Here is a 13,508-nt window from a genome sequence, read left to right on the forward strand (position 1 = left end):
CCCCCCCGCCCACTGGCGCCGGCCGTCCAGCATCGTGACTTAAGCACAGGATGCGCCTCAAGGCGGCGGCAGGAATGCCCGATTGTTCGACTGCAATGACGAGAGGCCTAATCTATCGGCACCCTCAGATTTACGATAACTTGTCTGTCGATGGCTTCGTCTGTGAGGACGTCGAATTGCCCCGAGTTGCCACTGGGTTCGTGGTTGTTCCGCCTCGCATTTGCGGGAACGTCAACGCTCGATTCGTTGCGGATCTGGAACGCGATCTGCGGGCCACGATGCCTCACTACCGCTTCAAGGTAGTCGTCAATCATGTCGGGCGACAGGACGATGACTTTTTTGTTGAGCCGAATGGCCAAGTCAGCGATCGAAGCATTCTCGAAACGTTGGCTGGTGTGATGGCCCCGTATCTGCACGGCGGCCCCGTCCACCTTCACTGACGAAGTGGGCCCAATTAGGCCGCGTAACGCTGCCCACCTAACGGTTTGTTTGTGCCAGAGATATGCGGATCAGTGAATTCGGAGTAAATTCCGAATCGGCGAGGTGCGGAAACTCACGATGGGAAAGTTAAAAAAGGCCAAGCGAACTGTTGGCGTCCCCACTTCGGGGTCGCCCGAAGTGATTACCGAAGCAAGCTATTTCGCTCGTAAGTGTGGCCTCACAATTGAAGAAGCTCTGGCCCTGATCCTGCAGTCGGGCAAGGCGGACAAAAAACAGAAGTCATCACCTCGCAAATGAAGAAAGCGCCGCCAGCCGGAGCCGTGCGGATTGATGAGCAATCACAGTGGTCAGCTCGCCGAGGCGGAAAACACGACGCTCCCCAAAAGACCTTGTCTTTGATTGGTTGTCGCGCTGTCGATCGCGTGGCATGTTATGGAATGTCTTCAGATCCACCCACGCGCGATCGCGTTGATGCCGGCGGAACTGCTGACCCCCAGCTTGCGCTGCACTCCGCGACCGACCTTTACGGCGAGCACGCCGCGACCGCAGTGGGCTGAAATAGTTCCGAAAGGGAAATGTCGCCCGCTGCAACGAAGCGGCCGATGGCACGTTGCGGATCTCGCACAGGAGGAACAAAGATGGCAAGGTGGGCATCATTCCGCAGCAGGTGAGGGACCTGATCGAGAAGCACGGAAACAGCCGCGAGGTTCTGGAGCGAGAGGCGAAGAAGCTGAACGGCCGATGACGAAGCTACCCGACATTGAGCCGCCTACCGCTGGCGTCCTGCATCGTGGTGAACCGGCCAACGATGGGCACGATCACTTCTACACCTGGGCCATGTGCGGGCAGCGGGTAGACATGAGCACCTGCGGCAAGTCATGTGGCACAAACAGCCAAGCCCGCTAGAGATAGATAGCTGAAAATTGCAGGATCTGACCCCGCACCATTGCCGAATAGCACGAGGACTATTGAAATGGCCGCAAGTGCGGCTCGCCGCTAAATGCAGTCTCAGCGAGGGGACCATTCGTGATTTCGAGAGCGGCCGAAGAATCTTGCGCAAAGAGAAGATCGCAGCAATCCGACAAGCGCTTGAACTGGCCGGGGTGGTCTTCACGTCGCAAGGCCCGTCAATGACCGCTCAATCGGGTTGAGGCAGGTGATATCGGCCTCAATGAAATGTTAATTCGGTTGGCTGTGCATTCCCGCTGAATAAGCGTGCGGCGCCCCGCGTCTACGGTTTCGGGCGATCCTCTGCCATCACGTTGTAGAGCACAAGGCACGCCAATAGCGAGACGAGTCCGCCTAAGAGATCGTTCCCGCTCAACCCGGGAAAATATACGAAATCAAGCGCCAGCACGGCCATCGCTCTGCCCCTTGGCAAATCTACCCGGATAACCGTTAGAATGCTCTAATGTTCCGCTCCCGGTAACGGCACTTCGGGACTCTGCGTCGAGACGGACGCATTCTGCTATTGGGAGCTGGGGGACGTGGACAAATCTTGTTACGACAGTCGGTCGGACCAATGGCGCAAGCGCGCTGGCGCCAGGCATCGCCGCGCCCTCCGAATTCTGACATTCCAGCCGATCTCGCGAGCGCGCGTAGTTCAGCTGGAGGTGTCAAACAGAAAGTTCGAAAAGCTTCCAGGAACCCCAGTCGATGGCCAGTTGTAGAACCGCCTGACGACTGCTTTTGGCCAGAAATGAACTGGCAGCTTCTGGCGTCCGAAAAGCGACAACGGACATGCCGCCTGATGGCGCCAAAGGTGTCCGACTGACCTATAGCCGACTTTGGTCCTCGGTTCGCCTTTCGATAGTCATGTCGTTTGGCAAGGATCACTTCTCAGCTGGCGATGACCGGCATCGTGGTAATTGTGCCCTTTGGCTGCTCGCCGAGGGCAAAGACAGCGCTGGCCTCGCTGACTATGGAAACGTGGTCCTTGGCGGCAGCGCCGGCTGCCACGCCATCACCGCGCAGGATCGCGCTGACGATCGCGTCGTGTTCCTTCCAGGATTTGGTCAGCCGGCCGTCAAGCCGGAATTGCGCCCGCCGGAACGGCGCCAAGCGGCTGCGCGTCATGACGGTGAGCTCGAAGACGTGCGTGCTGTGGGCGCCGCGATACAGGCGTGAATGGAACTCGGTGTTGAAATATTCGTAGTCCTCTTCGGCGCCAAGGCGAACCAGCCGGGCCGATGCCTGATGCTCGATTTCCAACGCGCGGCGTTCGCCGGCGCTCATGCGCTCGGCGGAAAATCGGGCACAGATTCCTTCCAGTTCAGCCATGCTTTCAAACATCGATGCAAGATGTTCCTGGGTGACCACGGCGACTATCGCGCCACGGTTCGGCCGCCTCTCGACCAATCCCATCGCGCTTAGATGGCCGAGTGCTTCGCGCACTGGCGTGCGTGACACATCGAAGCGCGCGGCGAGCGATGCCTCGTCCAGCTTCTCGCCAGGACGCAGCACGCCGGTGACGATGCGGTCGCCGATCGCCCTCACCATCTGATCGACGGTCGTTCCCGACCTGAGCAAGCTGCGCTTTCCCGACACGTTCTCTCCCGTACAGTCTTTTTGCGTGGCCGAAACGGCCCAACCCAGCAGGCCCAGCCGCTGTTTCGACTCGCCACTTGCTCCTCTATGCCTATATTTTAATCCGTTTGTCAAATAGCGTACGTAATAGGCAGCAAGTGTATGCAATTGCTGGGACTTTGTGCAGCGCACGCCGCTATGATTGTTGAATCTATTAGATAATCTGGAATCCTCAAGCTGGCACGGAGATTGCATACACTTTCTTAGCGAGGTGTTAACAGGCTCCCGAAGAGCCTCACAGAGGGAACATTCAGATGACCGACAGATTCATGCTGACGCGCCGCGACTTGCTCAAGACCACCGCCACCGGTGTGGCGGCTCTCGGTCTCTCCAACGCATTGCCCATGAGCCGTGCCTTTGCCGCGGCCGCCACTGTCGGCTTCATCTATGTCGGCCCGAAGGACGACTATGGCTACAACCAGGCGCATGCTGAAGGTGCTGCCGCGCTGAAAGGTATCGAAGGCATTTCCGTCGTCGAAGAGGAAAACGTCCCCGAGACGGTCGATGTCCAGAAGACGATGGAATCGATGATCAATCTCGACGGCGCCGCGCTGATCTTCCCGACCTCGTTCGGCTATTTCGACCCTCATATGCTCGCCATGTGCGCGAAATTCCCCGACGTGCAGTTCCGCCATTGCGGCGGCATGTGGGACAAGGCCAAGCACCCGATGAACGCCGGCTCCTATTTTGGTTACATCGGCATGGGCCAGTATCTCAATGGCGTCGTGGCCGGCCACACCACCAAGTCGAAGAAGCTCGGCTTCGTCGCCGCCAAACCGATCCCGCAGGTGCTGCTCAACATCAACTCGTTCCTGATCGGCGCGCGCTCGGTCGACCCCACCATCACCTGCCAGGTTATATTCACCGGCGAATGGTCGCTGGCGGTCAAGGAGGCGGAGGCCACCAATGCGCTGGTCGACCAGGGCATCGACGTCGTCACCTGCCATGTCGACAGCCCGAAGGTGGTGGTCGAGACGGCCGCCGGCCGCGGCGCCTTCGTCTGCGGCTACCACGCCAACCAGAGCCCTCTGGCACCGGAAAAATACCTCACCGGCGCGGAGTGGAACTGGGCCAAGGTCTACAAGATGTTCGTCGATGACTTCGTCGCCGGCAAGCCGCTGCCCAACTTCACCCGCGGTGGCCTCGCCGACGGCTTCGTCAAGATGAGCCCGCTCGGCCCCGCGGTCGGCGAGCCGGCGCGCAAGCAGTTCGACGCCACGCTGGCGGAAATGATGAAGGGCGGCTTCGCCGTCATCAAGGGGCCGCTGAAGAGCAACAAGGGCGCCGTCGTCGCCACCGAAGGCCAGGCCTTCCCCGAGACCGCCATCGAACTCGAAAGCATGGACTACCTGGTCGACGGGGTCGTCGGCTCCACCGCTTGATCCGGCAGGACGGAGACGGGGCCATGGCAGAGACGGTCAGCAACGCGGACGTGCCGATGTTCGGCGTCAGGGGTTATCCGGCGGCGCTCGAACGGGTCGCCAGACGGGCCGAGGCCTTCGTCATTCCGGTCGCCGCGCTGATCGTCGGCATGGCCATCTTCAGCCTGTTCATCCTGGCTGTCGGCAAGTCGCCGCTGCAGCTCTATGAAGTGATGTGGCGCGGCGGCTTCGGCTCCTGGTTCTCCATCCAGAACTCGCTGTCTCGCGCCGCCCCCTTGCTGCTCGCTGCGCTCTGCGTGGCGCTGCCGGCGCGGCTCGGCCTCGTTGTCATCGGCGGCGAGGGTGCGATCGTGCTCGGCGGTGTCGCGGCGGCCGCGGCCGCCATGGCGTTTAATGGCGCGCCGTCGTTCATCGTCATTCTCGTCATGGGCGTGGCGGGCATGGCCGCCGGCGGCATCTGGATCGGTGCCGTCGGCGCGCTGCGCCATTACCGCGCCGTCAACGAGACCATCTCCAGCCTGCTGATGGCCTATATCGCCATTGCCCTGATGAACCAGTTGGTCGAAGGGCCGTTGCGCGATCCGGCCTCGCTCAACAAGCCGTCGACACAGCCGCTGGCGGAGGCTTACCGCATCGGCAACATTCCTGGCATGGAGGTGCATTGGGGTATCGTCGTCGGCATCGTCGCCTGCGTGCTGTCCTGGGTGCTGATCGAGAAGACCCGCTGGGGGTTTGCCGCCCGCATCGCGGGCGGCAACGTCAAGGCCGCCCAGGTGCAGGGGCTTGCCGTCGGGCCGCTGATCGTCGGATTCACAGCGCTGGCCGGCGGCTTCGCCGGTGTCGCCGGCATGCTCGAAGTCGCCGCCGTGCAGGGTAGCGCCAACGCCTCGCTCGCTGCCGGCTACGGCTATACAGGCATTCTCGTCGCGTTCCTCGCCCGCCACAATCCGCTCGCAATCATCCCGGTCGCTTTCCTGCTCGGCGGCATCGAGGCCTCCGGCGGACTGATCCAGCGGCGCATGGACCTGCCCGACGCCACCGTGCTGGTGCTGCAAGGCATGCTGTTTATCGTCATCCTGTTCAGCGAGACCTTCTACGGTCGCTTCAAGGCATTCAATCCGGATCTCTGGAAGAGGTCCGATCACTTGAAGAGGATCGCCTGATGGACCCGACCGACATCGGCCTCTGGGGCGTCCCGCTCGCCATCCTCGGCGGCGCCATCCGCGTTTCGACGCCCTTCATTTTCGTTTCGCTGGGCGAAGCCATCACCGAGCGCTCGGGCCGGATCAACCTTGGCCTCGAAGGCACGCTGGTGTTCGGCGCCATGACCGCCTATGCGATCGCGGTGATATCAGGCTCGCCATGGCTCGGCCTGTTCGCGGCGGCAGCCGCCGGCTCCTTTTTCGGCCTGTTCCACGGCTGGATCTGCAAATTTCCCAAGGTCAACGACATCGCGATCGGCATAGCGCTGATGCTGTTCGGCTCCGGCCTCGCCTTCTTCTTCGGCAAGCCGTTCATCCAGCCCAAGGCACCCAGTTTACCGGCGATCCCCTTCGGCGGCTGGTCCGATATTCCACAGGTGCAGGCCGCACTCGACGTCAACGTGCTGTTCCTGATCGGGGCGGTGCTGTCGGCCGTGCTGTGGTGGGCCTTCCGCAACACGCGCGCCGGCCTGATTGTGCGTGTGGTCGGCGACAGTTCCGACGCGGCACGCGCCATGGGTCTCAACCCTGACACCGTGTGCCTGCTCGCCACTGGCGTCGGCGGCGCGTTCGCCGGCATCGGCGGCGCCTATCTCTCCCTCTACTATCCCGGCAGCTGGACCGAGCGCATTTCCTCCGGACAAGGGCTGATGGCGGTGGCGCTGGTTATCTTCGCGCGCTGGAACCCGCTCGGCTGCTTTGCCGCCGCATTGCTGTTTGGCGGCGCTGGAGCGCTCGGGCCGGCGCTGCAGTCGGTCGGCGTCACGCAAGGCTACTACCTGTTCTACGCCGCCCCTTACATCCTCACGCTCGTCATCATGATCGCCACCTCCTCACCGGGCCGCTCGCTGGCCGGCGCGCCCGGCGAGCTGTCAATCACCAAATGAGATGACTGGAGTTTCCGCATGAACGCCAGAGCCGAATTCGCCCAGCACTACATTGATGCCGACCCCTATCCGTGGCCGTACAATGGCGATCTGAGGCCCGACAACACGGCGTTGATGATCATCGATATGCAGACGGATTTCTGCGGGCCTGGCGGTTATGTCGACCATATGGGCTACGACCTGTCGCTGGTGCGGGCGCCGATCGAACCGATCAAGGCTGTGCTGTCGGCGATGCGAGCCAAGGGCTACACCATCATTCATACGCGCGAAGGCCATCGTCCCGATCTTGCCGACCTGCCGGCCAACAAGCGCTGGCGTTCGCGCCGCATCAATGCCGGCATCGGCGATCCCGGCCCGTGCGGGCGCATCCTGGTGCGCGGCGAGCCGGGCTGGGACATCATCCCCGATCTCTACCCCATCGAAGGCGAGCCGATCATCGACAAGCCGGGAAAGGGTTCGTTCTGCGCCACCGACCTGGAATTGATCCTCAACCGACGCGGCATCCAGAACATCGTGCTTACCGGCATCACCACGGATGTCTGCGTGCACACCACGATGCGCGAAGCCAATGACCGTGGCTTCGAGTGCGTCATGCTGGAGGACTGCTGCGGCGCCACCGACTACGGCAACCATCTGGCGGCCATCAAGATGATCACGATGCAGGGCGGCGTGTTCGGCGCGGTGTCGAATTCGAAAGCCTTCGCCGCGCAACTGCCATGATGGGACTCAGCCATGAGTGAGGGCGACAAAAAAGCGGTTGGCGTCGAGACGATCGGCATGACGATGCGCTTCGGTGGCTTCACCGCCCTCGACACCGTGTCGATCAAGGTGCCGGCGGGGTCGTTCCATGCGCTGCTCGGCGAAAACGGCGCCGGCAAGTCGACGCTGGTGAAATGCATGATGGGTTTCTATCACCCGACCGCGGGCGACATCCTGGTCGAGGGGCGCGAAGTATCTGTCACCAGCCCGCGCGATGCCTCGGCGTTCGGCCTCGGCATGGTCTACCAGCATTTCACGCTGGTGCCTTCGTTGACGGGCGCGGAAAACCTGGTCATTTCTCGCGAGAAGGTTCCCGGGATCATCGACTGGCGGCAGGAGCGCGCCGACCTCGCCGATTTCATGCAGCGCATGCCGTTCAAGCTGCCGCTCGACGTGAAAGTGGCCGAGCTTGCCGCCGGCGAGAAGCAGAAGCTCGAAATCGTCAAGCAGCTCTATCTCGGCCGTAACTTCCTCGTGCTCGATGAGCCGACTTCGGTGCTGACGCCGGGCGAAGCACAGGAAGTGCTTGGCCTGGTGCGCGGCATGACCAAGGCCGGCGATCTGACCGTGCTGATGATCTCGCACAAATTCCACGAGGTGACCGCGTTCGCCGACGATGTCAGCGTGCTGCGCAAGGGCAAGCTGACCGGCACCGGTAGGGTCGCCGACCTCGATCACAAGGCGATGGCGGGGATGATGATCGGCGACCAGCCGATCACCGCGCTCGACAGCCGCGCGCTAACAAAGCCGGACGCGGACCTCGTGCTCAAGGTGACTTCGCTGAAGGCGCCGGACCGCACCGGGCTGAAATCGATCCGCATCGACGATCTCGGGGTGCGCTCCGGCGAAATTGTCGGTATTGCCGGCATCTCCGGCAATGGTCAAAAGGAGTTCCTCGAAGTGCTGGCCGGGCAGCGTGCGCGCGACGGCGGCGCGGTGCTGGTCAAGGGCTCGCCCTACGCGTCGAGCCGTACCGAGGCGCGAACGCTGAATGTACGTCTCATTCCAGAGGAGCCGCTGAAGAACGCCTGCGCGCCGAGGATGACGGTGGCCGAGAACATCGCCTTTCGCACCTTCGACATCGATGGCAACGGCAAGCCGGTGAACTGGATCAACACCAGTGGCATCAAGAGCTTCGCTGCGAGCCTGGTCGAGCAGTTCAAGGTCAAGACAGCGTCGCTGGCTTCACCGATCTCGTCGCTCTCCGGTGGCAATGTCCAGCGTGCGGTGCTCGCCCGCGAACTCACTGGCGAGGTCGATCTGCTGATCGTTTCGAACCCTTGCTTCGGCCTCGATTTTTCCGCCGTGGCTGAAATCCGGGCGCGGATCATGCGCGCGCGAAATTCCGGTGCCGCGGTGCTTTTGATGTCGGAGGATCTCGACGAACTGCTCGAACTATCCGACCGCATCTTCGTCATGTCGGACGGCGCGCTGGTCTACGAAACACCGATCGCGCAAGCCAGCGTCCAGACGATCGGCGAGCATATGGCGGGACATCACTGATGGCCGAAATCGATGCCCTGCCCTTTGCCTTTGTCTTCAAGCCGCAAACGATGGCGCTCGTCGTGATTGACATGCAGCGCGATTTCGCCGAGCCGGGCGGCTTCGGCGCCAGCCTCGGCAACGATGTCGGGCGCATCACGGCGATCGTGCCGACGGTAAAGAAGCTGATCGAGGGATTTCGGGCCGCCGGCCTGCCGGTGATCCACACCATGGAGTGCCACAAGCCCGATCTCTCGGACCTGCCGCCGACCAAGCGCAATCGCGGCAACCCGTCGATCCGCATCGGCGATGTCGGCCCGATGGGGCGGGTGCTGATATCAGGTGAGCCGGGTACCGCGATCCTCGATGAACTGGCCCCCCTGCCCGGCGAGATAGTGATCGAGAAACCCGGTAAGGGCGCATTCTACGCGACCAGCTTCGGTGACAACATCAGGCGACTTGGCGCGCAGCAACTGGTCTTCGCCGGTGTCACCACCGAGGTCTGCGTGCAGACGACGATGCGTGAAGCCAACGATCGCGGCTACGAGTGCCTCCTGGCCGAGGATGCGACCGAAAGCTATTTCGCCGAATTCAAGACAGCGGCGATTGCGATGATCCGGGCGCAAGGCGCCATTGTCGGCTGGACGGCGACGACCGACCAGGTGCTCGAGGGAATTGCCAATGCCTAATCTGAGTTTTGCCGGCCTCCTTGACGGGGGTTGGCGCGAACTTGCGCTCCAGCATTTTCGCGAAGGCATCACGGTACACTGGCTGCTGAAGGGCGGCCCGGTAGAGCCCTCCGTAGCGATCCTGAAATACCAGCCCGGCGCCGGTGTGCCACGCCATCGCCATGTCGGGCTGGAGACCATTGTCGTGCTGGAGGGCACGCAAAGCGACGAGAATGGCGATTATGCCGCCGGGTGCGTCATCCTCAATCCGGTCGGCACCGAGCATTCGGTGTGGACGGAAAACGGCTGCGTCGTGCTGATCCAGTGGGATCTGCCGGTAATCATTCTGGGGGAAGGACAATGAGCGACATTCGTTTCGATCTCGGCAGCCTGCACACCGCCTATGCGGCGGGCCTGCCCGTGTCAGCCATGATTGACGCGGTGTTCGAGCGCATCGCCCAAGCCGCGGACCCCGGCATCTTCATCCACCTTGCCGGCAGGGCCGACCTGCTTGAGCAGGCGGTCGCGCTCGGGCCCTTCGATCCCATGACGAAGCCGCTGTGGGGGATACCCTTCGCGGTCAAGGACAATATCGACGTCGCCGCCATGCCGACCACGGCGGCTTGCGCCGAATATGCCTATACGCCGCAAAAGGACGCCACGGTGGTTGCCCGGCTGAAAGCGGCCGGAGCATTGGTGATTGGCAAGACCAATCTCGACCAGTTCGCCACCGGTCTCGTTGGCGTGCGCTCGCCCTACCCTATCCCGAAGAACGCCTTCGACCCGAAACTGGTGCCTGGCGGATCATCGTCCGGTTCGGCCGTCGCCACGGCACGCGGCATCGTCTCCTTCGCGCTTGGCACCGACACCGCCGGCTCCGGCCGCATCCCGGCCGGGCTCAACAACATCGTTGGGTTGAAGCCGACCGTCGGCGCACTGTCTTCCGCCGGCGTGGTACCGGCCTGCCGCACGCTCGACTGCATCTCGATCTTCGCGCTCACCGTTGACGATGCCTACACGGTCTTCAGAGTGGCCGCCGCCAAGGACGAGGCCGATCCCTACTCGCGCGCCATTGCCGCGCCGCCTCTCGCCGCTCGCCCGCCGGTGCTGACCGTCGGGGTTCCGGCGCAGGCGGACCTCAAATTCTTTGGCGATGATGCCATGCAAGCCGCTTTCGCCGCTGCGCTCTCGATGTTGAAAAGGCTCGGCTGCAAGCTGGTCGAAATCCCCTTCGGCGATTTCTACGCCACCGCCAACCTGCTCTATGAGGGCGCCTGGGTTGCGGAGCGCTATGCTGCGATCCGCGATTTCATGGACACCAACGAAGCGGCGATGCATCCGGTGACGCGTCAGATCATCGGTGGCGCGCGCCAGCTGTCGGCGGCAGACGCCTTCAAGGGCCTTTATGCCTTGCAGGCCGACAAGGCCAAGCTCGCCTCAGTCATCGCCTCCGTCGATCTGATCTGCGTGCCGACGGCACCAACGCACTACACCGTCGATGCCGTCCTCGCCGACCCAATCGTCACCAACAGCCGGCTCGGCACCTACACCAACTTCGTCAACCTGCTCGATATGTGCGGCATTGCCGTGCCAACAGGCACACGAGGCGACGGCCTGCCGATGAGTGTGACCCTGCTCGGTATACGCGGCCAGGACGCGCTGGCCGCGTCGCTCGCTCGCGATTTGCATGCCCAGAGCGGCCTTTCCCTCGGTGCGACCGGCTGGCCTTTGCCGGGCCAGTCTTCGCCTACTCGGCCGGCCGACGACGGCACAATCGAACTTGTCGTCGTCGGCGCTCACCTTTCCGGCATGCCGCTCAACGCTCAGCTCCGGGGTTTAGGTGCCCAATTCTCGAGGTCAACGAGAACTACGGCTGCCTACCGGCTCTATGCTCTCGCTGGCCAGTCCGTGCCCAAGCCGGGCCTCGTCCGCGTCGCTAGGGATGGCATGTGTATTGACGTCGAGGTCTGGCGGCTTGATCCGGATGCGTTCGGGCGGTTCGTTGCAGCCATCCCCGCACCGCTCGGCGTAGGAACAATAGAACTCGAGGATGGCGGCGCGGCCAAGGGATTTCTGGCGGAAACCGCCGGCCTTGCAGACGCATCCGATATCTCCGCCTACGGGGGCTGGCGCAGTTTTGTTAGGCGCGGCAAAAATATTGTCGATCGACGGGAACTGTAGTCCAAAACATCCGATGTTCTCCCGAAGCACATCGAATGAACCTTAAATTCGGGTTGCGTGCCCAGAGATGGATCAGGGCAAGCGTCGGTATCGCCGGACGGTTGCAGCGCAGCCTGCGAACGGCCGCCAGATCGGATTGCTCTTCCAGCGCGGTCGAGATGACCTGACGAACCCACCCGTCGTGTGTCGCGAGCAATTCGTCATCCCCATCGCGCGCCACTAACAAGGCAGTCGTGATCAGCCGCGTCGAGCGCGATTTGAGGGCATTGGTATGGTCGCCCTTCTGCAAATTCGACCGCATCGCGTGCCGTTGCGGCGGTTGCGTGTTCGCCTTTGCCATCGGTCGCCAGACTGATGCGCTCCTCGATTTCGCTCGACCGGACGAACTCACCCCGCATCTTCTCCATCGCTGCAAGATGCGCGGTCTCGTCCGCCGGCGGCTGGTAGGCCAGACTCCCGCCCCGATGTCTGTCCAGTTCGGCCGCTGGAGCCTGTTGTTGGCAACGCGGGCGAAGAACCGCGCATCTCGCCAGTTCGAAAGGTTGATAGGACCCAAGGCTTCCAACGACGGCGCCCAGTTGCGCACGCAGACGGGTCGCAACGGCATCGTTGCCCAAATACATCGCGCTCCGCAGAAGAGCATCCCGCTCTTAAAGAAGCCATGGCAACGACCGCCAGGTGACGCGCGCTGACTGATGCGCGGTGGCTGACCACCTTCACTTCACGACAGATCCTGCCGGATTCGTCGACAAGGCAAACGGCGGTTTCCTTCACCGAGACATCGAGACCGACAAAGTGCTTCATATTGCGCTTCCTTTCCTGATGCTTGTGGCTGTTGGACAGACCACGTTCTACCATCAGCTCGAAGCGCTGCACCTTCTTGCTTCACCGTTGAAGATGGGGCTCAAGCCGAATACCCCATCTGATTCCGACAATACCACGACTCGGCCTTTCGTCACCCGAAGGAGGGTACTTGAGGGAACGGCAATTGCAATTGTGGGAGCTAAGGGGAATGAATTCGTCAGCAACGCCCTTGAAACGAACCAATCCGTAGATCCAGCCGTGGCCGTCTGGCAAAAATGGCAAGCGGCCCATGACCTCACTGAATGGCTGTGCCGAAAGCAGCAACGCCTGGAGCGAAAACTCGTCGAGACTGTCGGATTTCCTTCCGCCAATGTTCGACTGCGTGATGGCGAGAGCGTGACGACGCATTCACTTGAGGCGCTTCATGAACTGACGGGAGACGCGGCGGTGCGCGCTAAGGCTGAAGCGGAACTTGCAGCTCACCAGGCGCGCTGGGATGCCGCCGATAGGGAGATTGGCTATTCCACGACGTTGCTCGCCGAGTGTGAGGCCGGCGATCGAGTGGAGCAACTGCTCGAAATGTTGTCCGAAACCCCTGCCGCTTCCCTTGCGGGCGTCGCGGCCTTAGGGAAGGCCAAGTCTCCGAAGACTGTGCTGAGTTTCCCTGGCCACAGATCCGCTCGGTCTTCCAGGATATTAGTCGGATTGGTCAACAGGCACCGTCGAGTCGAATGGTCCCAAACGGGGAGGGTCGATCGAAGCATTATCGATAGCGGTTGCTTCCACTTCGCGACGAAGCAATTGACACAACGTGAAGAAAGCGGGCAATTCGAGATCGTGCTTGCCGAGGCGAGGTTGCTTCGCAACGCGCGGATGCCTGCAAGCGTACGATCCTCGTCGTTCGCCGTCAGGCGTCTTAAATCGACGATGTCTGCCACCAGGATTGGCGCGAGCTGACGGCACTTCGGTCATTGCCTGCCCATACCGAACCTATCACGGTTGCGGCGGGATTACCGCGTCCCCCAAAACTCGGGAAACTCCACTCGCGAGAGATTAAGGAGCAGCCCGACGCCACTGCCGATTTTTTCGACGACATAGATTGATTGCGAGCTTGGA

General features: G+C 62.1%; 15 protein-coding genes and 1 pseudogene. 12 read left to right on the forward strand and 4 right to left on the reverse strand.

The window, feature by feature from the left end; translation table 11 throughout:
• Nucleotides 1–107: 107 nt before the first annotated feature.
• Complete coding sequence (locus FJ930_RS28240) at nucleotides 108–416, reverse strand: hypothetical protein (protein WP_141840963.1); 309 nt, start codon at nucleotides 414–416, stop codon at nucleotides 108–110.
• 142 nt (nucleotides 417–558) lie between these two features.
• On the opposite strand from FJ930_RS28240, the gene FJ930_RS28245 reads away from it, so the two are divergent.
• Nucleotides 559–738 (forward strand): hypothetical protein, encoded by a 180-nt coding sequence (locus FJ930_RS28245; RefSeq protein WP_140745385.1) that lies wholly within the window; start codon nucleotides 559–561, stop codon nucleotides 736–738.
• Between the two features lie 686 nt (nucleotides 739–1,424).
• Nucleotides 1,425–1,592, forward strand: a complete 168-nt coding sequence (locus FJ930_RS28250; RefSeq protein ID WP_246677072.1) for a hypothetical protein — start codon at nucleotides 1,425–1,427, stop codon at nucleotides 1,590–1,592.
• Between the two features lie 688 nt (nucleotides 1,593–2,280).
• Here the strand turns inward: FJ930_RS28250 and FJ930_RS28255 are convergent.
• Nucleotides 2,281–2,940 carry a GntR family transcriptional regulator gene (locus FJ930_RS28255; RefSeq protein ID WP_140745398.1) on the reverse strand — a complete coding sequence of 220 codons (660 nt, stop codon included), beginning with the start codon at nucleotides 2,938–2,940 and terminating at the stop codon, nucleotides 2,281–2,283.
• A gap of 341 nt (nucleotides 2,941–3,281) precedes the next feature.
• Here FJ930_RS28255 and FJ930_RS28260 point away from each other — a divergent pair, with 341 nt between their 5' ends.
• The 8 genes from FJ930_RS28260 to atzF are packed head-to-tail and all read left to right on the forward strand — an operon-like array spanning nucleotide 3,282 to nucleotide 11,588.
• Nucleotides 3,282–4,409, forward strand: a complete 1,128-nt coding sequence (locus tag FJ930_RS28260) for a BMP family ABC transporter substrate-binding protein (protein WP_140745383.1) — start codon at nucleotides 3,282–3,284, stop codon at nucleotides 4,407–4,409.
• Nucleotides 4,410–4,432: 23 nt separating this feature from the next.
• A complete protein-coding gene (locus FJ930_RS28265; protein ID WP_141840964.1) occupies nucleotides 4,433–5,572 on the forward strand; it encodes an ABC transporter permease in 1,140 nt (379 codons plus the stop codon).
• Complete coding sequence (locus FJ930_RS28270) at nucleotides 5,572–6,498, forward strand: ABC transporter permease (RefSeq protein ID WP_141840965.1); 927 nt, start codon at nucleotides 5,572–5,574, stop codon at nucleotides 6,496–6,498. The genes FJ930_RS28265 and FJ930_RS28270 overlap by 1 nt, the downstream gene beginning before the upstream one ends.
• 18 nt (nucleotides 6,499–6,516) lie before the next feature.
• A complete protein-coding gene (locus FJ930_RS28275) occupies nucleotides 6,517–7,218 on the forward strand; it encodes an isochorismatase family cysteine hydrolase (RefSeq protein WP_141840966.1) in 702 nt (233 codons plus the stop codon).
• A gap of 12 nt (nucleotides 7,219–7,230) precedes the next feature.
• Nucleotides 7,231–8,760, forward strand: coding sequence for an ABC transporter ATP-binding protein (locus tag FJ930_RS28280; protein WP_140745375.1), 1,530 nt, complete (start codon nucleotides 7,231–7,233; stop codon nucleotides 8,758–8,760).
• Entirely contained in the window at nucleotides 8,760–9,428 is a 669-nt protein-coding gene (locus tag FJ930_RS28285) for a cysteine hydrolase (protein ID WP_140745373.1), read from the forward strand. Before FJ930_RS28280 ends, FJ930_RS28285 begins: the two co-directional genes overlap by 1 nt.
• Complete coding sequence (locus tag FJ930_RS28290; RefSeq protein ID WP_140745371.1) at nucleotides 9,421–9,771, forward strand: cupin domain-containing protein; 351 nt, start codon at nucleotides 9,421–9,423, stop codon at nucleotides 9,769–9,771. Before FJ930_RS28285 ends, FJ930_RS28290 begins: the two co-directional genes overlap by 8 nt.
• Nucleotides 9,768–11,588, forward strand: a complete 1,821-nt coding sequence (atzF, locus tag FJ930_RS28295) for an allophanate hydrolase (RefSeq protein WP_140745369.1) — start codon at nucleotides 9,768–9,770, stop codon at nucleotides 11,586–11,588. Before FJ930_RS28290 ends, atzF begins: the two co-directional genes overlap by 4 nt.
• Here atzF and FJ930_RS30670 read toward each other — a convergent pair.
• The gene (locus FJ930_RS30670; RefSeq protein WP_141840967.1) at nucleotides 11,548–11,928 is read right to left on the reverse strand and encodes a hypothetical protein; all 381 of its coding nucleotides are present in this window, start codon (nucleotides 11,926–11,928) and stop codon (nucleotides 11,548–11,550) included. The two genes, atzF and FJ930_RS30670, sit on opposite strands and share 41 nt — an antisense overlap.
• On the opposite strand from FJ930_RS30670, the gene FJ930_RS30200 reads away from it, so the two are divergent.
• Nucleotides 11,822–12,280 (forward strand): hypothetical protein, encoded by a 459-nt coding sequence (locus FJ930_RS30200; RefSeq protein ID WP_181763497.1) that lies wholly within the window; start codon nucleotides 11,822–11,824, stop codon nucleotides 12,278–12,280. The two genes, FJ930_RS30670 and FJ930_RS30200, sit on opposite strands and share 107 nt — an antisense overlap.
• Nucleotides 12,281–12,293: 13 nt before the next feature.
• Here the strand turns inward: FJ930_RS30200 and FJ930_RS30675 are convergent.
• Nucleotides 12,294–12,446 (reverse strand): annotated as a pseudogene (locus FJ930_RS30675) (IS110 family transposase); the annotation flags it as partial.
• A 33-nt stretch (nucleotides 12,447–12,479) separates the two neighbouring features.
• On the opposite strand from FJ930_RS30675, the gene FJ930_RS28310 reads away from it, so the two are divergent.
• Nucleotides 12,480–13,349 carry a hypothetical protein gene (locus FJ930_RS28310; RefSeq protein WP_246677070.1) on the forward strand — a complete coding sequence of 290 codons (870 nt, stop codon included), beginning with the start codon at nucleotides 12,480–12,482 and terminating at the stop codon, nucleotides 13,347–13,349.
• Nucleotides 13,350–13,508 lie beyond the last annotated feature (159 nt).

Origin of the sequence: Mesorhizobium sp. B2-4-15 (genome assembly GCF_006658505.1) — a bacterium.
Lineage (GTDB): Bacteria > Pseudomonadota > Alphaproteobacteria > Rhizobiales > Rhizobiaceae > Mesorhizobium.